The organism is Pedobacter borealis DSM 19626 (assembly GCF_000708285.2).
Lineage (GTDB): Bacteria > Bacteroidota > Bacteroidia > Sphingobacteriales > Sphingobacteriaceae > Pedobacter > Pedobacter borealis.
Map to the genome: position 1 here is coordinate 47,186 of NZ_JAUG01000032.1, position 20,421 is coordinate 67,606.

A 20,421-nucleotide genomic window follows, 5' to 3' on the forward strand; every position below is an offset into this window, starting at 1 on the left:
TATTTATTAGTTTTATGAAATATTACCTAACCAATAATCCTTTTATGAAAAGAATATTTACCTCAATCTATTTTCTGGTTTCCTGTCTATCTATTCATACTTTAAATGCCCAGAATTTAACTGAATTCAACAAAAAACCCTTAAAACAGCATGTTTATATGCAATTGCCCATAGGGAGTATTAAAGCCAAAGGATGGTTGTTAAAGCAACTAGAGCAGCAAAGAGATGGTGCAACGGGAATGGCAGAAGAGCTATACCCTGAAAAAGATAATCTGGGCAAAAACTCCGATTGGCTAGGAGGCGATGGAAATGGATGGGAGCGGGTACCATATTATGTTAAAGGTTTGGTAGCATTGGCTTATACCTTAGATGATCCTACGCTAAAAGCAAAAGCACAAAAGTACATCGATTGGACTTTGAACAATCAACAAGCCAACGGATTATTTGGCCCACCGAAAATGAAAGATTGGTGGCCACGCATGCCAATGATGTATGCTTTGCAAAGCTATTACGAGGCCACAAATGATAAAAGGGTAATTCCTTTTCTCTCAAAATATTTCAAATATGAACTGGCTAATCTTGATGGCGATCCATTAAAGGAATGGGGTAAATCAAGAGCAGGCGATAATATGGAAATAGCCATTTGGCTTTACAATAAAACCGGCGATCAGGATTTATTACGACTCGTAGAAAAGTTAAAACAACAGGCATACCCTTGGATCGATATTTATAGCAATAACGGGTTTTACTTTTTTGGTGATGATTTTCAGCCAAAACATATGGTTAATGTAGCTCAAGCCTTAAAGTTCCCAGTGCTTTATGCTCAACTTCAAGATCGTCCTTCTAATCTTGAAGCACTTTCCAAAGGTATAGCGAACATTATGCACGACCATGGTCAGCCAGAAGGTTTAGGTTCAGGGACTGAATTTCTGGCGGGTACAAGCAGCATAGAAGGAGTAGAAACCTGTACTGTGGTAGAATGGATGCAGAGTTTAGAAACTGCGGCAAAGGTTATTCACGATGTCAGTATTGGCGATCAGTTGGAAAAAGTGGCCTTTAATGCTTTACCTGCTCAGTTTAGCAGGGATTTTAAAAACCATTCATATTATACATTACCCAATCAGGTTCAAAGCATTCATGGGGAGCACGGCTTTAATCAAGATTATGGTTCAGGGATTGTTTCTAGTCCCTATTCAGGTTATGGGTGCTGCCGCTATAACATGCATATGGGCTGGCCTTATTTTGTAAAAAGTAGTGTAGTGGCTACCCCTGAGAACGGCTTGGCAGTAATTACCTATGGCCCAATGGAAATAGAAACTGTGTTAGCCAACAATAAAAAAATAAAAATTACCGAAGAAACCAATTATCCCTTCGAAGAACAGATCAGGTTAAAAATGGGGCTTACCACTTCTATGTCCTTTCCATTGATTTTAAGAATCCCAGCTTGGAGTGTAAAACCTAGCATAAAATTAAATGGAACTATCTTAAAAGGAGTAAAAGCCGGTGAAATGTTTACCATATCCCGCGAATGGAAAAATCAGGATCAATTAGAACTGAATTTCCCGATGCAAATTACTACTCAGGCTCAAGTAAACAATTCCGTTAGTGTAGAACGTGGGCCTATTGTGTATGCCTTAGAAATTAAGGCAGTAGATAAGGTAACTAAAACACATCCGGTTGCTGGCTTTACAGACTACGAAATCCGTCCGGAATCGGCATGGAACTATGGTTTAGTATTAGATAAAGGTAATTTAAGCGACGTTAATGTGGTGAGCGCTACAATGCCCGAAAATCCTTTTATTGCCGCGAATGCACCGGTTAAATTAAAGGTTCAGGCAAAAAAGATTCCGTCCTGGACGCTAGGATACAACAAAGTAGCTGCTTTTGATGTGCCTTTTAGTCCAGTTTCCTCAGCCGAAAAGCAGGAAGAAGTTACCTTGGTACCTTATGGATCTGAAAATATACGCTTAAGCTGTTTTCCTGTAATCGGTCAGCCAAAAAAAATAAATAAGGCTTTGGTCGAAAATTTTGATCACGGAATGGCCAATAATTGGGTTTTTTATGGAGGTGGCTGGTTTTGGAAAGATGGACAGGTTAATTCGGCATCAAACGCAGGCTCTGGTGGTTATGGCATAAATGGATCTAAATATGTGGCTAATGGAACAGATTTTACAGATTTTACTTACCAGGTAAATGTTAAAATCAATACTGCCGGTGATGCTGGTTTAATGTTCAGGGTTTCTGATCCGGCAATTGGTGCCGATGCTTACCAAGGGTATTATGTGGGGTTGGATCAGTCTAATGGAATGGTACTGTTGGGAAAAGCTAACGGAAAAAAATGGACCGCTATAAGTTCAGGGAAATATCCTGTTGAAATGAACAAAATGTATACCTTAAAGATAGTGGCGAAAGGAGATAAATTTGATGTTTTTATAAACGGGTCGGCAAACCCCATTCTTTCTGCAACAGATAGTCAATATCAATCTGGTAGTATAGGATTAAGAACGTATAAAGCTTTGGCTAGCTTCGATTCGGTAAAGATTAATGCTTTTTAACATCGGTTCAGGCTGGTATTGAACTTTGCGGCAAGGAATTTGTTAACCTATCATCAATAAATAAAAATAAGATTATGAAATTATACAAATCAATTCCTATAATGCTCTTTGCCCTTGCGCTTGCAGCTGGTTGTGTAAGCAATAAGAAATATGCAGAACTTCAGGATACTTATGCTAAGCTGAGAGAAAGGAACCAGGAATTAAGTAATAAATACCAGGATAGTCAACGCGAGCTTAGTGGCAGCACCAGCAGGGTTAAAAGTTTGGAAGAGCAGATCGCATCAGAAAAAGCCAATGTAACTGCATTGCAGGATGCTTTGAACAAATGTTTAAATTCTAGTAGCCAGGGCAATGTTAACATTTCGAAACTGGTTGATGAAATTAACAGTTCGAATAAATACATCAAACAACTGGTAAATGCCAAAAATAAAAGTGACTCACTTAATATGGTGTTGACTAATAATTTGACGCGATCATTAAGTAAAGAAGAGTTGGGAGATGTTGATGTACAAGTGCTTAAAGGCGTAGTTTATATCTCTTTGGCTGATAACATGTTGTATAAATCAGGCAGTTACGAAGTTTCTGATAAAGCAGGAGAAACTTTAAACAAAATTGCTAAAATCATTAAAGATTACGATACTTATGATGTGCTGATTGAAGGTAATACCGATAATGTGCCTATCGCTCAAACCAATATCCGAAACAACTGGGATTTAAGTGCCTTGCGTGCTTCATCAGTGGTTCAGGTATTGCAAACCAAATATGCTGTCGATCCTAAGCGGTTAACCGCAGGCGGACGTGGTGAATTTAATCCAATTGCTGATAATACAACAGTAGGAGGGAAAGCGAAAAACAGGCGTACACAAATCATTATTACACCTAAGTTAGATCAGTTTATGGATCTGATCGGAAAAGCGCCTGAGCAATCTCAAAAATAAAATCAGAAATAATAATCATTTTAAAGGGTTGAAATTAATTTTTCGACCCTTTTTTATTTGTAAAACTTTCTCTTTTCCCTTTTATATTTTGCTAATTTTGCACGCGCTTCAGTACAGGTTATGAGAAAACGGATAAGAAAACACCTTCGCACAGCAAAATATATTGTTTACAAAGAAACTTTAGTCGATTTTAAAGAACACGTTTGGACATTTATTGGAGCGTTTTTAGGTATTGGCATTATTGGCTTACTCCATTCTAAATACTTTACCGCCAACGATAACCTGTTTCTCATCGGTTCATTTGGTGCCTCATCGGTACTTATTTATGGAATTATAAACAGCCCACTGGCACAGCCGAGGAATTTAATCGGTGGGCATGTGGTTTGTGCATTGGTAGGCGTTACCATTCATAAACTTATTCCCGGCGAAGTGTGGTTATCTTCTGCCTTGTCGGTTTCTTTATCCATTGTATTGATGCAGATTACCAAAACATTGCATCCCCCAGGTGGGGCGACCGCACTTATCGCCAATATCGGTTCGGCTAAAATACAATCGTTAGGTTATTTGTATGTACTGTGCCCGGTTTTGTCTGGCGCCAGTATTTTACTCTTAGTCGCTATAATGATAAACAACAGAACATCGCATCGCAGTTACCCTAATAATAAAAAATGGTATAGGGTTTGGCATCGCTACCGCAGGTAAAATATATCTCGATAACCATATTGATATGACGATTTTAGCCTATTATAAATGTATATTTGATTATATCAGTAATTAATAATCTAATTACATTGCTTTTCTCTCGCTGATATACCATTGCGGTATTCTCTAATCTTAAATTTTAGATGAGTATTTTTTTATTCCAATCACCGAATTGTTTATGCAATGATGATTGGTCTTATCAAACTGTAATCATTTAAAGATGAGTAGAGACAAAAAGAAAGAGGCTGGTGTTAATAAAAAAGCACCGTCTGATTATCAATCAGGAAAAGGTAAGTCGGCAAAGGTCGAGACAGATCTATTTGCAAAAAAGCCAGGTAAAAATGGCAAGTAACGATCCGAAAGTTCAGGCAAAAGTTTTTTTGTACGAACTTAATAATACAAGGCACGAATATGGTTTTTCTGCAACTGAAGAATGGACTTTAGATTTGGCGACAAATAATCAGAAAAAGGACCTGGAGAATAAATATTATCCCTTATTATCCTTAACCATAGTACCAGAAAATATAATTGGAATACTCGATCTGTTGCAAGAGAAGCTTGGAACCGCAGTTACCAACATCAAGGATAACCTTAATCCCAAGAAAATTTCAAAAGAATCTGTTAATCTATTGGCTTATTGTACGGGAAGATTAAAGTATTAATTTTAAAATAGAAGAAGCTGTGCCATTGGTATCGATTTGTCATCCTGAGGGTTATTTATTTTATAAAAATGAATATAAGTGACAGAGGATTTAAGAGATTAAATCTCCTCAGATTATCGTCATTGCGAGGCGGCCTTTTCAGCCGACAAAGCAATCTTACAACTATCGCTAGTAGCGAGCGCTTTAAGATTGCTTCGTGCCTCGCAATGACGACCTTTCTATTGGGGTCTGTCGGTAACTGTCGGAAAAAGGTTTAGTGCATTTTTAAGCGTTTGGATAAGCTCTCCGTAGGAGTCCTTTGGACAACGCGACAAATTCGATTGAAATAAATTTTATGGCTACAGAGGATGTAGGCCTTTTAGCAGCGCTTGCTGTTTTTGTTGTGGTTGCCATTTTGTAATTCTTTATATTATATATAAAGAGCCATTGCATTGATGAAAAGGTTTAACCATCTCATTTAAGCGCAAAGAAGTACTCGCCGCCGTTAATACGCTAAATGAAATATAATTTTCTAATCAGATAATTATACCGATTTAACAATCAGGAAATGCTGATTTTTTTCTTTTGCTGGTTTAAATAAGCTGTAATTTGATTTAACATAATGCTTCTTGTTGCCCTAACCGCAGATTTCAAAACTTCAGAACTTACGCCTAAACGCTTAGCCCAATAATTTCGATCCGTTTCTTCGGATAATAAGATGATTTCTTCTTTAATGCTCGGGGTTTGGATGAGATTTTTCATGATTGGGATGATTAATTCAGTTAATAACACGCACAAGCTCGATTTGGTTCAATAAAAATAGTTTTTTTATTTGTAATAACAATTTGTAAACCAGCTGTTTGAAAAAAAAAATAACATTTAAATCATAATTAAAATAAAGTCAAAATCGTTCATTCTCTTCTATTAATTCGTTTTAGTAATCATAAATGGTATATGAAATATTAATAACTATACAAAAAAAATAATTTTATGTATCTTTAATTATACATAAAATGACTATAATTGTCTGTTATTTATAAAAAATATTCTGTAATGGGCGATATGAGGAAGGGAGACGTTACTCAAATTGACTTTGAATATGGACACGGAATCATTATTGACGAAAATGGCCAGGATATTCACTTTCAATTAGATAATATATCTGATCAAATTAATATAAATTCGAAAATAATTTTTGAAATAGAATTACACAAACGTGGTTTGGTAGCGGTTAACGTTAAATTAGAAATGGAAGAAATAAGCGGTTAGTTTCACTTGCCCAAAGCAAATTAATGTTACAGATTATTATGGGGTATTTGTAGTGGGTAAACTGAAATAAAATGTAGAACCTTTACCCAATTTGCTTTCTGCCCAAATTTTCCCCTGATGCCTTTCAATTACTTCGGCACAAATATACAGGCCAACTCCAAATCCTGCAATTGTTTTAGTGTCGGGGCTCTCTACGCGGTAAAAACGGTCAAAAAGTTTGGGTATATCATTTTCCCTAATGCCTATGCCTTCATCTTCCACACTAACAATTACATAATCCTTTTGTGTTTCGCACTTTATTGCAATTAAAGAGTTCTTTTTTGAGTATTTCGCTGCATTTCCAATCAGGTTAGTGATCACATTGCCGATTTTCTCCATATCGGCATTTACCATCATTTCTTCTGTACCAACCACCTGGATGAAGTGGCTGGGTAAAACAATTCTATTTTCTTCAGCTATGGTTTTAATCAAAAGAACTAGGTTAAAATTTGTTTTGTTCAATAAAATTTTGCCAGCTTCTAGTAAGGATACATTTAAAAAGCCATCAATCATTAACGACATTCTTTTTAACTGAACATTTACCTTGTCAAGTATCTGAATGGTGAAGTCGTTATCCGTTTCTTTAAATTTATGCTGTAAAAGTTGTACATAAGCACTTAAAGATGTTAGTGGAGTTTTAAGCTCGTGACTTACCATACCGATAAAGTCGTTTTTTCTAATTTCGTCCTGTTTATGTTCTGTAATATCCAAAACAGCTCCGGCAATATAAACGGCTTTTCCTTGTTCGTTATAATAGGCTTTTCCTGCTGTTCTTAACCATTTGCTTTTAGCGCTTATGCCATTCAAATTAATCTGATATTCGATGTTAAAAGCATTTCTATGGTGTAATGCACGTCTGATGCCACTGGTAAGGTGCCCGATGTCTTCCATAGATATCAATGATTTGGCTTCTTCTATACCCAACCTGTTATTTTCCAGTTCGTAAATTTGTTGTGCCCTTTCCGATAAAAGTATCTGTTTGCTTTCCAGATCGATATTCCATGAACCCATTTCTGATGCATCCATGGCTATTTTTAAAATGTCTTTAGCTTTAAGTAGTTCTTTTTTAAAATTTACCTGCTCCGTAATATCTTTAATAATCACTAAAATTCTGTTTACTTCATTTTTATCATTTTTTAATGGCTCATAAAAAGCTATAAAATAACCGTCTGAAATAGGTGTCGAAATTTTTAATTCATTGATTGTTAAGGGTTGGCCGTTTTTAAAAATATCTTTTACATGTGCTACAAGTGCTTGTTGTTTTTCGAGCTCTGGTCGTGCCTTTTCTTGTGGAATCCCGATTACTTCTTTTCTTGTTTTACCCCAAAGTTTTAATATATTATCGTTTGCATATTCTGTAATAAGCGCTGGACCTTTTAATACACACATGCCCAGAGGAGCCTGGTCAAAAAATCCTCTAAAACGTGCTTCACTTTCTGAAAGTTCAAATAAAATATGCTCAAGGTCATTTTCATCTAACGGAATTTCCCTTAAGGAACAGATGATATATTCAACCGGGCGATCGTTTTGTAATACCGGCGAGAATTCCAATTCCCATTTTACATTTGGCGAGTTAGAATAGATGGGATGGATAACCAGCGTAGCTTTTGCTTTAAGCTCACTTACTTTCTGAACTGTTTTAATCAGAAGTACCTTTTCAGTAGCAGACAGGAGGTTTGGGATAATGTTAATATCATAGAATTTTAATTTTCCTCCAACCCGCCCTATTAAAGCTTGGTAAGCATCGTTATGTTCTACCACCACCAATATCGGTTTTACTTTAAAAATGATTATGGGGTTCGTAGAATGTTTTAACAGTGCTTTTAAGAAAGGAGAGGCTAAATCTATCATAAATTTAAGTTGACACTTTTTCAAATATAATCGTTAAGTAGTTAATCACCAACCGATTTGTAAGGATGATATAATATTTATCATACAGAACGGTATAAATAATAAGTGTGATGTTTTTCTGTTTGATTGTAAGTAGTTGTGGCTCAGTATTTAGTCCCTGGTTTGTTATCGTTAAATATTCATATATACGAGGGACTATAAAAAATGGTATATAATATTTCGTTTGCTCTTCAGTTACGAAAGGGCATTCATTCGAGATTATATTTGTAAAATCGCCTTAATGTTTTTATGCAATCGAATTGATTTTATGTTATATCAATATGAAAAAATTGTAAAGTCAAAAGTGTAAAAATCAATAGCCTAATTATAAAGTAGGACCTTACTTGGTGATTATGACTGATTTGTAAGACAATATTAAGTGAGAATTTGTTGGAAATGATGTCTTTTTAAGTAGAAAAAAAGTTTTTATGTGTTTTTTCTTTAAAATTATTTATCTGTTAATCAGTTGTTTATGTTTTGTTTTTAAATTAAATGTTTGATTTAAGCGATTTAACATTTCTTGCTTAAATTTTTTTAAAAATTTATATATATTTGTTCTTACCCTTTCGAGGGTATGTTTTTCATAGGTAGATGTAGGGTCAGAACAATGTTCTGGCCCTTTTTTGTTTTAATGGATTTAGAAAAACTATTTTTGTGTTATGATGAAAAAGAAAGTGATTGTTGCGGTTACAGGTGCCAGCGGATCTATTTATGCAAAGGTTTTATTTGACCGGTTATTAACATTAAAAGATCAGATTGAGGCAGTTGGTGTAGTGATGAGCGATAATGCAAAAGCGGTTTGGCAATTCGAACTGGGGAACCAGGATTATAACCATTTTAAAGACTTTACCTTTTATAACAAAAACGATTTTAATGCTCCTTTTGCCTCAGGGTCGGCAAAATACGATACCATGATTATTATTCCTTGTTCTATGGGAACTTTGGGTAGGATAGCACATGGAATATCGAACGATTTGATTTCAAGGGCAGCAGACGTTGTGTTAAAAGAACGCAGGAAATTAATAGCTGTAGTAAGAGATACCCCGTTCAGTTTAATCCATATCAACAATATGAAAACCGTAACTGAAGCGGGTGGAATCATCTGTCCGGCCAATCCGTCTTTTTACAGTTTGCCTCAAACAATAGAAGAAGTTGCTGGCACGGTAATTAGCCGGGTGTTAGACCTGGCAGGTTTCGAGCAGGAAAGTTATCGGTGGCAGGAAGGTTAGTGTTTAGTTGATAGTCAGTTATTAACTGAAAACTGCCAATTGTTTTGTTAATTCACTGTAATTTGTATGCTATCATGGCGTTAAATTACTAACTCCGAACAAATTTCCTATCTTTGCAGCCTCAATGAAAAAGGTCGCATTTTATACATTAGGTTGTAAACTCAATTTCTCTGAAACATCAACTATTGGTCGGTTATTTACCGATGCGGGTTATGCTGTAGTAGAGTTTCAGGATCAGGCCGATGTTTATGTGATTAACACCTGCTCTGTTACGGAGCATGCCGATAAAAAATGCCGTAAAGTTGTTAAAGAAGCTTTAAAATATTCTCCTAATGCCTTTGTAACCATTGTAGGTTGCTATGCGCAGTTAAAACCACAGGAAATTGCCGAAATAGAAGGTGTTGATATGGTTTTGGGCGCAGCAGAAAAATTCAGGATAGTAGAATATATTACCGATTTAACCAAGCAACCGAAAACCCTTATTCATCAGCAAAATATAGAGAAAGTAAACCATAATTTTATTGCCTCTTACTCGATTGGCGATAGGACACGTACTTTTTTGAAAGTACAGGATGGTTGCGATTATCCTTGTACATACTGTACCATTCCTTTAGCACGCGGTGCAAGTCGTAGCGATACCATTGAAAATGTGGTGAATCGCGCAAAAATGATTGCAGACAGCGGTGTTAAAGAAATTGTTTTAACTGGTGTAAATCTTGGCGATTTCGGAATTAGAAACGGTCAGCGTGAAGATAAGTTTTTTGACCTTGTTAAAGCTTTAGATGAGGTAGAAGGAATTGAAAGAATTCGTATTTCATCTATTGAGCCAAATCTTTTGAGCAATGAGATCATTCAGTTTGTATCCACTTCGAAAAGGTTTGTTCCGCATTTTCATATTCCCTTACAATCGGGTTCTGATAAAATTTTAGGTTTAATGCGCCGTCGTTACCGTAGCGATTTGTATGTAGAGCGTGTTGCCAAAATTAAGGAGGTAATGCCGCACTGTTGTATTGGTGTTGATGTGATTGTTGGTTTCCCAGGTGAAACAAAAGAAGATTTCTTAGATACCTATCAATTTTTAAATCAGCTCGATATTTCTTATCTACACGTATTTACTTACTCTGAGCGCGAATTAACAGCTGCAGCTGAAATGAAAGGTGTTGTGGCGGGCAGCGAGCGGAATGAGCGCAGTAAGATGCTCCATATTTTATCTGATAAAAAACGTAGGGCTTTCTACGAATCTCAAATTGGTGCTGAAGCTGAAGTGCTTTTCGAGGCAGATCAAAAATCGGGTTACATGCACGGTTTTACCAAAAACTATGTAAAAGTACGTGCCAAATACGATCCGGTTATGGTAAATGAATTGAAAGCGGTTAAGCTTTTAGAAATCACTGCCGATGGAGAAGTAGAAGTGGCCGAACTGGAAACTATTCACACGCATCATTAGTTAGTCCGAAGTCATTAGTCATAAGTCTTCAGTCAAATATCCTTTACTGTCATTCTGAACGCAGTGAAGAATCCTTTGTCTATGAAAGGCTAAACCGCTGAAAGCGCTTAGATGATAACATTTTGCCGTTACAAGATAGATCCTTCACTGCGTTCAGGATGACAAATGAACGGAGAAGGAAGACTTGTTTTTGGAATCAGTCTTTAGCACCTAATATCCCCCTAAGAATTACTGTAATCAGTTAATTAAACCTGATCGGAGCGAACACGAATCCCGATTTTTTTCTATCGGGTGAGTAAAGCGCAGAGCAGGACTGTACTAACCGATGAAATACAGGACCCTTCTTTTCCAAAATAAAAAAAAGATTTTTACCTGTTTTTCCCAGCTTTAGCCGCTGGTCTTTAGTCTTTCCGCTTTAGTCTTTTAGCTTTCCGCTTTAATCTTTCAGCTTTGGTCTTTCTTTCCTATCTTCGCAACAAATTATTTGTATGTTTCCTACCGTTTCACATTTTTTAGAATACTTATTCGGCATTAATTTACCGCTTCCATTTAATACTTTCGGTGTTTTTGTAGCGCTGGCGTTTGTTGCCGGTTACTGGGCTTTCACCAAAGAGCTTAAGCGTAAGGAAGCATTAGGCATACTCTATCCAATTAAAAAGACAATTGTGGTTGGCAAACCTGCTACTACATCAGAGTTGATCATGAATGGCCTTTTCGGCTTCGTTATTGGTTATAAACTGGTTTATGCGTTGTCAAACTACAAACTTTTTGTAAATGATGCACAGTCGATTTTAATGTCGACCAAAGGAAATATAATTGGTGGGTTGTTTTTTGCAGGGCTGTTTGCTTATTGGGATTATACCGAAAAGAATAAACACAAGCTGGATAAACCAAAAGAAACACAGGTAACCATCCACCCATACCAAACCATGAGTAACCTGATTGTTTGGGCGGCTATATGGGGTTTTTTAGGGGCAAAGTTTTTCGATAACCTAGAATATTGGGATGATTTTGTTCAACATCCCATCGAACGGTTATTATCTTTTAGTGGTTTAACTTTTTATGGTGGTTTAATTTGCGGCGGTGCGGCTGTATTAATTATTGCTAAAAGAAATGGTATTAAACCGCTCCATATGCTCGATGTAGGTGGACCGGGGATGATGCTGGCTTATGCAGTTGGGCGCATTGGTTGCCACTTAGCTGGTGATGGCGACTGGGGGATTGTAAATTCAAATCCGAAACCATTTTCCTGGCTTCCAGATTGGTTGTGGTCTTACAAATATCCTAATAATGTGGTAGGCGAAGGTATTCCGATTCCAGGCTGTAGTGGTAAGTTCTGCAACGAACTGGCTCAAGGTGTATACCCAACACCAATTTACGAAGTAATTATATGTTTAATCCTTTTTGCCTTCTTATGGAAGATTAGGGATAAAATAAAAGCACCTGGTTTAATGTTTGGTATTTACATGATCTTAAACGGTATGGAGCGCTTCTGTATCGAATTAATTCGTGTAAATTCAAAATATCATGTTTTTGGCTTGCCGCCTTTTACCCAGGCAGAAATGATTTCTACTTTCCTTGTGGTTGGCGGTATTGCACTAAGTGCTTATGCTTTAAGGAACAAGAATCAACTGGCTTAATGCGCTATAAGTTCATTTATAATCCAATAAACGCCTCGTTTTATTGTTAATAGCTATGAATTACGAATTACTGTGTACAAAGGTAATATCGATTGTAAGGCTTACGGGAAATTTTATCCGTAAAGAAGCAATGCAGTTCGATGTTCAAAAAATAGAGTACAAAGGATTAAATGACATGGTTTCTTATGTTGATAAAACAGCAGAGCAGAAACTGGTTCAAAATCTTGAAAAATTAATTCCCGATGCAGGTTTTATAACCGAAGAGAAAACCATCAACCGTACGGGTAAAACTTATACCTGGATAATTGATCCCTTGGATGGTACAACCAACTTTATCCATGGCATTCCCGCTTACGGCATCAGCGTAGCACTTTATGAAGATGGATTACCCATTATCGGCGTAGTTTACGAATTAAATAGGGGAGAAATGTTTTATTCATATAAAGGCGGACCTGCCCTTATGAATAAGAAAGAAATTAAAGTTTCTACTAATCCTGATCTAAAATCGAGTTTGTTGGCTACAGGCTTTCCATATTATCAGTTTGATAAACAGCCTCAATATTTGAAATTATTGACGGAAATGATGCAGAAAAGCCACGGTGTACGTAGAATTGGTGCGGCAGCAATAGATCTGGTATATACAGCCTGTGGGCGTTTCGATGCTTTTTTTGAATACAATCTGCAGCAATGGGATTTTGCAGCCGGATGCTTTATCGTGCAGCAGGCAGGAGGAGAAGTGTACGATTTCTCAGGTGGAAATGATTACTTTGAAAAAAGAGAGATATTGGCTACCAATGGTAAACTTACTACTGAAATGTTAACTGCGATTAAGCAGTATTTTAATTAGAAGTATCGTCATGCTGAATTTATTTCAGCATCTTTTCTGCAATTAAGACCCTGAAATAAATTCAGGGTGACGACTCGTTTGCAACAAAAAAGGTCCCGATTCTCATCAGGACCTTTTCACTATATGTACTATGAAAAATGCACAATTTTAAAGCGCCTCAGAAACTACTTCTGTAACTTCTGGTACCATTCTCTGCAATAAGTTTTGGATACCAGATTTAAGCGTAATGGTAGAAGATGGACAACCGCTGCAAGAACCGCGTAATTCTACCGTAACCACGCCTTCATCGAAAGATTTGTATGTAATTGCACCACCATCCTGTTCAACAGCCGGGCGTACATAATCGTGCAGAATCTGCTGAATTTTAATTTCAGTTTCTGTACCCTCAAAAGCTGGAGCCTCTTCAGCAGTTGCTTCTTTAATTTTTAATTCAGATTCTACTGCTCCTTTAACAAATTCTTTTAAAATGGCTTCAATATCAGCCCATTCTGCATCCTCTGTTTTGGTAATGGTAACAAAATTACTGGCGAAAAAAACGCCAGAAACAAAGTTGAACTTAAATAACTCTTTAGCAAAAGGCGAATGTTCTGCACTCTCTTTAGTCGCAAAATCCTCACTGCCATTTATTAACAGCTTGTTTACCATGAATTTCATGGTAGCTGGATTTGGAGTCTGTTCTGTATATACGTTAATCGTCATGTCTTAATCAATTTGAATAAACAAAATTAACAATTACTCACTAATAAAACCTTTGTAAGCTGTCTGCTTAACGTCAATTTAATTTGGCTAGAAAATGCCAGTATAATTAAAAGGTGTAATCGTTCTCAATTGTACTTTAACAGCTTCAGAAACGGCTAAGCCTTCAATAAACTCGGCAATGCTTGCTGCATTGATTTTTGAATTTGTTCTGGTTAATTCTTTTAGGGCTTCGTAAGGGTTAGGGTAGTTCTCTCTTCTTAAAACCGTTTGAATAGCCTCGGCAACAACTGCCCAGTTTTCGTCCAAATCGGCATGTAAAGCAGCTTCATTTAATAAAATCTTGTTTAATCCGCGCAGCGTAGAATTAATAGCAATTAAGGTATGTCCAAAAGGAACGCCTACGTTTCTTAAAACAGTAGAGTCAGTTAAGTCTCTCTGTAAGCGTGAGATTGGCAATTTAGCAGCAAAAAATTCGAATAAAGCATTGGCAATTCCTGCATTTCCTTCAGCGTTTTCGAAATCGATAGGGTTAACCTTATGTGGCATAGCCGACGAACCGATTTCTCCAGCCTTGATTTTCTGTTTAAAATAGTTTTTAGAAATATACGTCCAGATATCTCTGTCTAAATCTATAATAATGTTGTTTATGCGTTTTAAAGCATCACATTGAGCTGCAAATTGATCGTAATGTTCAATTTGTGTAGTATGTTGCGCACGTGTTAAGCCCAAAGTCTCGTTAACAAACTGGTTAGAGAAATTAACCCAGTTTACAGTAGGGTAAGCAATATGGTGTGCGTTGAAGTTTCCGGTAGCGCCACCAAATTTTGCACTATTAGGGATATTTTTTAAACTTTCTACCTGAATAGCCAAGCGTTCGGCGAAAACCAAAAATTCTTTGCCTAATTTGGTAGGAGAGGCCGGCTGGCCATGTGTATGTGCCAACATCGGAATATCTTTCCACTCAGTAGCCAGGGCATTTATCTTTTCAATCAGTGTATTAATTGCCGGATAATAACTTTCATTCAATGCTAATTTAATAGAATAAGGAATGGCAGTATTATTAATGTCCTGAGAGGTTAACCCGAAGTGGATAAACTCTTTATAGTGCTGAAGTGATAACGTATCGAATTTACTTTTGATAAAATATTCAACAGCTTTAACATCATGGTTGGTTACTTTTTCAGTTTCCTTAATTTCTAAGGCATCAACTTCTGAGAAATTTTCGTGGATTTCGCGTAGTTGGCCATAAAGATTTTTATCAAAATTTTCTAAGCCAGGCAAGTTGATTTCGCAAAGTGCGATAAAATATTCGATTTCTACAAAAACACGGTATTTGATTAAGGCTTCTTCAGAAAAGTAAGCAGCTAAACTTTCGGTTGTTTTTCTGTAACGGCCATCAACTGGTGAAATAGCTTGTAGTGATGTTAAATTCATTATGCGGATTATATTTTTGCCGCAAATTTACTACAATTGATGGATTTTAAGGTCTTGATTCCTAGAAATTAATATAAAATAAAAAAGCCTAGAATTTCCAAGGCTTTTTTGAAGTAATAGCTAAAACTATTTTTTAGTTGTGTCTTTAACGGTTGTATCTTTCACTGTAGTATCTACTACTGTAGAATCAACTTTAGATGAATCAGTTGCGCCATCTTTTTTTTCTGATTTACAAGCAACAACGGATAGGGATAAAGCTAGAGCTAAAAAGCCCATTTTGAATGCATTTTTCATTTTTTTTTAATTTGTTTGGTTTTGAAAATTAATTAATTGCTAATTTATACAAAAAAAGACAAGAATTAACCCTGTTTTCTTGAATAAAAAAGGTCACGATATAAAAACGCGACCTTTTTTAGGTTATTTAGTAAAAATAACTAGTGTTTTACTTCTTCTTTTGTAGCAGTAGCTTTAATTGTAGTGTCTTTTACAGTAGAATCTTTAACTGTAGTATCAACAGCAGTTGTATCAGTAATAATAGTTGATGAATCTGTAACTGTTGTGTCAGCACCATCAGCTTTTTTACCTGATTCGCCGCAAGCAGCAACTGTTAAAGATAGAGCTAGGGCTAAAAAGCCTAATTTGAATGCATTTTTCATTTTGATATTTGTTTAGGGTTACTATCTACCGTTAATGCCTAAAATGTTAAAAGGTAACCCGTTTTTTTGATAAAATAAAAAAGCCTTTGAAAAATGAATTTCCAAAGGCTTTTCTTATAAGTAAGTTAAATTAGTGTTTAACTTCAGTTTTTTCTGTAGTAGTTTTTACAGTAGTATCTTTTACTGTAGAATCTTTTACTGTAGTATCTTTTTTAGTAGTGTCAGTAATTACAGTTGAAGAATCAGTAGCTGTAGTATCAGCACCTTCTGCTTTTTTTTCTGATTTACAAGCAACAACTGATAAAGATAAAGCTAAAGCTAAAAAGCCTAATTTGAATGCATTTTTCATTTTTGAGTATTTTTTAAGTAATTAATTAATTTATCCTTAATACCGGTAAATAGAAAAGGTAACCCAAATAAATTAAAAAAAATAAAAAAGGCTCCTAATGCTAAATCAGGAGCCTTTTTTTATGAGTAAAGTTAGACTAGTGTTTAACTTCAGTTTTTTCTGTAGTAGTTTTTACAGTTGTATCTTTTACTGTAGAATCTTTCACTGTAGTATCTTTTGCAGTAGTATCAGTAACGATAGTAGAAGAATCAGTTAAAGTAGTATCAGCACCTTCAGCTTTTTTCTCTGAGTTACAAGCAACAACTGATAAAGATAAAGCTAAAGCTAAAAAGCCTAATTTGAATGCATTTTTCATTTTTGAATTTTTTTAAGTAATTAATTTCTTATTAATGCCACAAAGGTAAAAAGGTAACCCGACAATTTACAAAAAAGTTAAAATATTTTTTTTCCGAGGTTTGGGTTACCGTTTGCTTTAAGTTTGTATTAAGCAATTATAGTAGCTATAAATATTTTTTTGTCTAATATTGGGTTACTATTTATAGAAAAATGTATTAACTAGTGAATAACAGTTTAAAGAGTTCAGTTCCAACAGATAGAGAGGTTATTTTAGGTATTCTAAATAACTCAGAAGATGCACTTAACAAGTTATACAAGGCTTATTATGCAATGGTTTTGCAATTTATCCTGAATAATAACGGTGATGAAGATGATGCAAAAGATGTTTATCAGGAAGGCATAATTATTTTATATAACAAAATTAAGGCGGGTAATTTTGAGCTCAGCAGCAAACTGAAGACCTATATTTATTCGGTTTGCCGGCGCATTTGGCTAAAGAAACTTAGCCTAAACAGTAAGAAAGCCGGTAATATTACCGATTATGAAGATGTATTTGCTGTTGAGGAAGATGTAGAGCACCATGAAGAAAAAGATGCTGCTTTTGTGAAAATGCAATCGGCACTCGATCATCTGGGAGAACCTTGTAAAACCATTATTCAGGATTTTTATATCCACAATTTATCCATGCAGGATATTTGCGAAAAGTTTGGTTATACCAATACCGATAATGCAAAAACGCAGAAATATAAATGCCTGCAAAGGTTAAAGAAAATATTTTTTCAACCATAATTTGAAATGAGAAACGATTTGGAGTTAGATGCAATTATTGAAGATTACCTTTTAGGTAAACTTAATGCACAGGAAACTGAAGCTTTTGAACAGTTACGTCGTAATGATGCCACAGTAGATCATAAAGTAGTTTCGCATAAATTCTTTTTAGAATCTATGGGAACATTTGCTGAGCAGTTGCGCTTAAAAGAACAGTTGAATCATATTCATTCAGAAATTGATGTGGAAGGTCTGGCTGATACACTTAGACCTCATCCATCAAAAATTGTTCAGCTTTGGAGAAAAAATAAATCAGTTGTTGCGGTAGCAGCATCTTTTATTGTATTATCATTGGTATCAATTTACTCAATTCAACATAATAGTAAGCAGGAAGCTAACTACGAAAAAATGAGTAGAGAGTTATCGCGGGTAAAACAGTCTCAGAATAATCTGGTACTTGATATTAAGGCTAGTACACAACATAATTCACCTAAAAAAGCTAACCCTGGTAATTTTGGAGGAACTGGATTTGCTGTTTCTACAAATGGATACATATTAACCAATCTTCACGTTGTAAACGGCGCCGATTCCTTGTATGTGCAAAACAGTAAAGGAGAATCTTTCAAAGTAAAATCAGTGTATACTGATCCGCAAAACGATATTGCTATTCTTAAAATAAGTGATAAACATTTTAACGGCTTGTCTACAATTCCTTATACAATTAAAAAGAGTATTAGTAACATTGGCGAAAACGTATACACTTTGGGTTATCCTAAAGATGATATTGTGCTGGGAGAAGGTTCTGTAAGCTCGAGGAGTGGATTTATTGGCGATACCACCCAATATCAGGTTTCGATTCTGGTTAACCCTGGAAATAGTGGAGGGCCGCTTTTAGATAATAATGGTAATTTGGTTGGTATTATCAGTGGTAAACAAGATCAGACAGAGGGTGCAGCTTTTGCCATTAAATCAAAATATATTTTAGAAGCCATGAGGGCGATTCCGCAAGATTCGTTGGGTGTAAATAGATTAGGTACAAATAAGAAAAGCTTATTGTCTGGTTTAAAACGGACCAAACAAATCGAGAAACTGGAAGATTATGTTTTTATGATCAAAGTTTATTAAAACGCAATACCCCAAACAAATTAATATTCTTAAACCCTGTTGATTAAAATCTTCAGGGTTTTTTTATTGGAATTGTAATTTTGAGGTCTTAAAATAATATTAAATCTATTTATTTAGTATAGTATTGTTTAGATTTGTTTTCATCAACTTAAAATTAATACCATTATGAGCATAAGATTAGGCGATACCGCACCGAATTTCAAGGCCAACACATCCATTGGCGAAATAGATTTTTACAATTATTTAGGCGATAGCTGGGGAGTATTGTTTTCTCACCCTGCCGACTATACCCCTGTTTGTACCACAGAACTGGGTAGAACTGCAGCTTTAAAAGGCGAATTTGAAAAAAGAAACGTTAAGGTTTTGGCCTTAAGCGTTGATTCTGCCGAGTCGCATAAAGGATGGATTAATGATATTAACGAAACTCAAAATACTTCTGTCGAATTTCCGATTATTGCAGATCCGGACAAAACAGTGGCAAATCTCTATGATATGATCCACCCGAATGCTTCAGAAACTTTAACAGTTCGCTCGTTGTTCGTAATCAGTCCTGATAAAAAGGTGAAATTAATCATTACTTATCCGGCATCAACTGGAAGAAATTTTAATGAAGTGTTACGTGTGATTGATTCTTTACAGCTTACGGCCAATTATAGCGTGGCTACGCCTGCCGATTGGAAAGATGGAGAAGATGTAATTGTAGTAAACAGTATTAAAACGGAAGATATTCCAGCTAAATTTCCTAAAGGACACCAAGTAATTAAACCATATTTACGTACTACACCTCAGCCAAATAAATAATTCGAAAATTTTATTTAATAACGCAACATTCTTGTTGAATGGCCAGAAATGGCTTGCATTATATTCATAATTTATTATATTTGGTAGTTTTGTTTCAATATTAACGCTTAAACTGGTTGTTTTATTCATATTAATACCCAATTGTTTAAATGAAATGCTGATCAAGGCGTAAAAGGTTTATTTATTTTATACAATTTTTTATTTTTTTATGGCAACCGGAAAAGTTAAATGGTTTAACACTCAAAAAGGCTTTGGATTTATTGTACAAGAAGACAATAAAGATTTATTTGTACATTTTAAAGATGTTTTAGGTGGAATCGAAAGCTTGAAAGAAAACGATACCGTAGAATTTGAAGTAGCTGAAGGCAGAAAAGGTTTACAGGCTGTAAATGTTAAGAAAGTTTAAGCAATAATATAAAGATTATTTCTTCATCACTACAAAAAGCCTTTCTATTGAGAGGCTTTTTGTGTTTTCTGTCATTCTGAATGCAATGAAGAATCTGAGTATCGTAGTTAAGAGTGTCATAACTCTTTTTCTTTGCCAATCATGAAGTAATTTGTTTTTTGAAAAGCAACTGCTGTGGTAATCGGTTCCGATAGTCGCGCCCTTTTCTTAATCCCGATTGAAATCCTCTACAAATAAAAATAAATGTTAAATCGGGATAACGCTGTTGGTCGGGTTTATTTTAGCTCAGACAGTTGCACTATGTAAGCCAGCTAAACCTGATCTTGGGCGAGATGCCGATTTTTTTCATCGGCAGAAGTGAGAGCGGGGTTGTAATAATCCAAATGCTTCTGAACCTGCTTCCCGAAAAAAGTAGTTGGTCGTTAGTTTAAAGTTTTTATAGATAAAAGATTCTTCGCTTTGCTACCTTGACGTTATTTTGCAAATAATTATTAATCAACACTTTAATAGCTTTTACATTTCTATCCAGCTAGGCCATAGTACGGTATCCCCGTTCTACTTAAATCCGGCCTAACAAATTTTTCGGGCTGCACTGCCCAAGCCAACGTACTCGCTTCGAAAGAAAAATTTTCAGCCGGCATTTTTTGTTT

22 protein-coding genes are annotated in these 20,421 nt (G+C 35.6%); 14 read left to right on the forward strand and 8 right to left on the reverse strand.

The genetic code is table 11. From position 1 onward, the window contains the following. The first annotated feature begins 44 nt into the window (after positions 1-44). From AW17_RS11050 to AW17_RS11065, 5 genes are all read left to right on the forward strand, one after another. Complete coding sequence (locus tag AW17_RS11050) at positions 45-2,555, forward strand: beta-L-arabinofuranosidase domain-containing protein (RefSeq protein WP_029276348.1); 2,511 nt, start codon at positions 45-47, stop codon at positions 2,553-2,555. A 74-nt stretch (positions 2,556-2,629) separates the two neighbouring features. Continuing rightward, positions 2,630-3,493 carry an OmpA family protein gene (locus AW17_RS11055; RefSeq protein ID WP_029276350.1) on the forward strand — a complete coding sequence of 288 codons (864 nt, stop codon included), beginning with the start codon at positions 2,630-2,632 and terminating at the stop codon, positions 3,491-3,493. Between the two features lie 120 nt (positions 3,494-3,613). Next, complete coding sequence (locus tag AW17_RS11060; RefSeq protein ID WP_029276352.1) at positions 3,614-4,195, forward strand: HPP family protein; 582 nt, start codon at positions 3,614-3,616, stop codon at positions 4,193-4,195. Between the two features lie 220 nt (positions 4,196-4,415). Further along, complete coding sequence (locus AW17_RS25135; protein ID WP_280739969.1) at positions 4,416-4,547, forward strand: hypothetical protein; 132 nt, start codon at positions 4,416-4,418, stop codon at positions 4,545-4,547. Next, positions 4,537-4,857 (forward strand): hypothetical protein, encoded by a 321-nt coding sequence (locus AW17_RS11065; protein WP_029276354.1) that lies wholly within the window; start codon positions 4,537-4,539, stop codon positions 4,855-4,857. Before AW17_RS25135 ends, AW17_RS11065 begins: the two co-directional genes overlap by 11 nt. Before the next feature lie 540 nt (positions 4,858-5,397). On the opposite strand, the gene AW17_RS11070 is transcribed toward AW17_RS11065, so the two are convergent. Then, a complete protein-coding gene (locus AW17_RS11070) occupies positions 5,398-5,598 on the reverse strand; it encodes a DUF3606 domain-containing protein (protein WP_029276356.1) in 201 nt (66 codons plus the stop codon). 261 nt (positions 5,599-5,859) lie between these two features. Here AW17_RS11070 and AW17_RS11075 point away from each other — a divergent pair, with 261 nt between their 5' ends. Next, positions 5,860-6,105, forward strand: coding sequence for a hypothetical protein (locus tag AW17_RS11075; RefSeq protein WP_157280266.1), 246 nt, complete (start codon positions 5,860-5,862; stop codon positions 6,103-6,105). A gap of 36 nt (positions 6,106-6,141) precedes the next feature. Here AW17_RS11075 and AW17_RS11080 read toward each other — a convergent pair whose 3' ends face one another. Continuing rightward, positions 6,142-8,019 carry a PAS domain-containing sensor histidine kinase gene (locus AW17_RS11080; RefSeq protein WP_167343667.1) on the reverse strand — a complete coding sequence of 626 codons (1,878 nt, stop codon included), beginning with the start codon at positions 8,017-8,019 and terminating at the stop codon, positions 6,142-6,144. Between the two features lie 674 nt (positions 8,020-8,693). Between AW17_RS11080 and AW17_RS11085 the strand changes: the two genes are divergently transcribed. The 4 genes from AW17_RS11085 (at position 8,694) to AW17_RS11100 (ending at position 13,197) form a co-directional block, all read left to right on the forward strand. Next, a complete protein-coding gene (locus tag AW17_RS11085; RefSeq protein ID WP_029276361.1) occupies positions 8,694-9,263 on the forward strand; it encodes a UbiX family flavin prenyltransferase in 570 nt (189 codons plus the stop codon). Positions 9,264-9,387: 124 nt separating this feature from the next. Beyond that, the gene (mtaB, locus tag AW17_RS11090; RefSeq protein WP_029276363.1) at positions 9,388-10,710 is read left to right on the forward strand and encodes a tRNA (N(6)-L-threonylcarbamoyladenosine(37)-C(2))-methylthiotransferase MtaB; all 1,323 of its coding nucleotides are present in this window, start codon (positions 9,388-9,390) and stop codon (positions 10,708-10,710) included. A 488-nt stretch (positions 10,711-11,198) separates the two neighbouring features. After that, positions 11,199-12,350 (forward strand): prolipoprotein diacylglyceryl transferase, encoded by a 1,152-nt coding sequence (locus tag AW17_RS11095; protein WP_029276365.1) that lies wholly within the window; start codon positions 11,199-11,201, stop codon positions 12,348-12,350. A gap of 55 nt (positions 12,351-12,405) precedes the next feature. Beyond that, entirely contained in the window at positions 12,406-13,197 is a 792-nt protein-coding gene (locus tag AW17_RS11100) for an inositol monophosphatase family protein (RefSeq protein WP_029276366.1), read from the forward strand. Positions 13,198-13,344: 147 nt separating this feature from the next. Here AW17_RS11100 and AW17_RS11105 read toward each other — a convergent pair whose 3' ends face one another. The 6 genes from AW17_RS11105 to AW17_RS11125 all read right to left on the reverse strand — a co-directional run bounded on the left by AW17_RS11105 (position 13,345) and on the right by AW17_RS11125 (position 16,690). Beyond that, entirely contained in the window at positions 13,345-13,896 is a 552-nt protein-coding gene (locus AW17_RS11105) for a NifU family protein (RefSeq protein ID WP_029276367.1), read from the reverse strand. 87 nt (positions 13,897-13,983) lie between these two features. Then, positions 13,984-15,330: an adenylosuccinate lyase gene (gene purB, locus AW17_RS11110; protein ID WP_029276368.1), complete on the reverse strand. Its 1,347-nt coding sequence runs from the start codon at positions 15,328-15,330 to the stop codon at positions 13,984-13,986. A 126-nt stretch (positions 15,331-15,456) separates the two neighbouring features. After that, positions 15,457-15,624: a hypothetical protein gene (locus AW17_RS24455; protein WP_167343668.1), complete on the reverse strand. Its 168-nt coding sequence runs from the start codon at positions 15,622-15,624 to the stop codon at positions 15,457-15,459. Positions 15,625-15,764: 140 nt separating this feature from the next. After that, positions 15,765-15,986 (reverse strand): hypothetical protein, encoded by a 222-nt coding sequence (locus AW17_RS11115; RefSeq protein ID WP_029276369.1) that lies wholly within the window; start codon positions 15,984-15,986, stop codon positions 15,765-15,767. Between the two features lie 130 nt (positions 15,987-16,116). Continuing rightward, positions 16,117-16,335, reverse strand: coding sequence for a hypothetical protein (locus tag AW17_RS11120; protein ID WP_029276371.1), 219 nt, complete (start codon positions 16,333-16,335; stop codon positions 16,117-16,119). Between the two features lie 136 nt (positions 16,336-16,471). Next, on the reverse strand, positions 16,472-16,690 hold the full coding sequence (locus tag AW17_RS11125; protein ID WP_029276373.1) for a hypothetical protein: 219 nt from the start codon (positions 16,688-16,690) through the stop codon (positions 16,472-16,474). A 203-nt stretch (positions 16,691-16,893) separates the two neighbouring features. Here AW17_RS11125 and AW17_RS11130 point away from each other — a divergent pair, with 203 nt between their 5' ends. From AW17_RS11130 to AW17_RS11145, 4 genes are all read left to right on the forward strand, one after another. Beyond that, positions 16,894-17,460, forward strand: coding sequence for an RNA polymerase sigma factor (locus AW17_RS11130; RefSeq protein ID WP_029276375.1), 567 nt, complete (start codon positions 16,894-16,896; stop codon positions 17,458-17,460). A gap of 6 nt (positions 17,461-17,466) precedes the next feature. Then, entirely contained in the window at positions 17,467-18,564 is a 1,098-nt protein-coding gene (locus AW17_RS11135; RefSeq protein ID WP_029276376.1) for a S1 family peptidase, read from the forward strand. Between the two features lie 165 nt (positions 18,565-18,729). Then, positions 18,730-19,365, forward strand: coding sequence for a peroxiredoxin (locus AW17_RS11140; protein WP_029276378.1), 636 nt, complete (start codon positions 18,730-18,732; stop codon positions 19,363-19,365). A gap of 208 nt (positions 19,366-19,573) precedes the next feature. Beyond that, the gene (locus AW17_RS11145) at positions 19,574-19,771 is read left to right on the forward strand and encodes a cold-shock protein (protein WP_029276380.1); all 198 of its coding nucleotides are present in this window, start codon (positions 19,574-19,576) and stop codon (positions 19,769-19,771) included. Positions 19,772-20,421 lie beyond the last annotated feature (650 nt).

Coding starts and splice junctions, on each gene's coding strand:
- AW17_RS11050 (WP_029276348.1), top strand. CDS start 45: ATGAAAAGAATATTTACCTCAATCTATTTTCTGGTTTCCTGTCTATCT.
- AW17_RS11055 (WP_029276350.1), top strand. CDS start 2,630: ATGAAATTATACAAATCAATTCCTATAATGCTCTTTGCCCTTGCGCTT.
- AW17_RS11060 (WP_029276352.1), top strand. CDS start 3,614: ATGAGAAAACGGATAAGAAAACACCTTCGCACAGCAAAATATATTGTT.
- AW17_RS25135 (WP_280739969.1), top strand. CDS start 4,416: ATGAGTAGAGACAAAAAGAAAGAGGCTGGTGTTAATAAAAAAGCACCG.
- AW17_RS11065 (WP_029276354.1), top strand. CDS start 4,537: ATGGCAAGTAACGATCCGAAAGTTCAGGCAAAAGTTTTTTTGTACGAA.
- AW17_RS11070 (WP_029276356.1), bottom strand. CDS start 5,598: ATGAAAAATCTCATCCAAACCCCGAGCATTAAAGAAGAAATCATCTTA.
- AW17_RS11085 (WP_029276361.1), top strand. CDS start 8,694: ATGATGAAAAAGAAAGTGATTGTTGCGGTTACAGGTGCCAGCGGATCT.
- mtaB (WP_029276363.1), top strand. CDS start 9,388: ATGAAAAAGGTCGCATTTTATACATTAGGTTGTAAACTCAATTTCTCT.
- AW17_RS11095 (WP_029276365.1), top strand. CDS start 11,199: ATGTTTCCTACCGTTTCACATTTTTTAGAATACTTATTCGGCATTAAT.
- AW17_RS11100 (WP_029276366.1), top strand. CDS start 12,406: ATGAATTACGAATTACTGTGTACAAAGGTAATATCGATTGTAAGGCTT.
- AW17_RS11105 (WP_029276367.1), bottom strand. CDS start 13,896: ATGACGATTAACGTATATACAGAACAGACTCCAAATCCAGCTACCATG.
- purB (WP_029276368.1), bottom strand. CDS start 15,330: ATGAATTTAACATCACTACAAGCTATTTCACCAGTTGATGGCCGTTAC.
- AW17_RS24455 (WP_167343668.1), bottom strand. CDS start 15,624: ATGAAAAATGCATTCAAAATGGGCTTTTTAGCTCTAGCTTTATCCCTA.
- AW17_RS11115 (WP_029276369.1), bottom strand. CDS start 15,986: ATGAAAAATGCATTCAAATTAGGCTTTTTAGCCCTAGCTCTATCTTTA.
- AW17_RS11120 (WP_029276371.1), bottom strand. CDS start 16,335: ATGAAAAATGCATTCAAATTAGGCTTTTTAGCTTTAGCTTTATCTTTA.
- AW17_RS11125 (WP_029276373.1), bottom strand. CDS start 16,690: ATGAAAAATGCATTCAAATTAGGCTTTTTAGCTTTAGCTTTATCTTTA.
- AW17_RS11135 (WP_029276376.1), top strand. CDS start 17,467: ATGAGAAACGATTTGGAGTTAGATGCAATTATTGAAGATTACCTTTTA.
- AW17_RS11140 (WP_029276378.1), top strand. CDS start 18,730: ATGAGCATAAGATTAGGCGATACCGCACCGAATTTCAAGGCCAACACA.
- AW17_RS11145 (WP_029276380.1), top strand. CDS start 19,574: ATGGCAACCGGAAAAGTTAAATGGTTTAACACTCAAAAAGGCTTTGGA.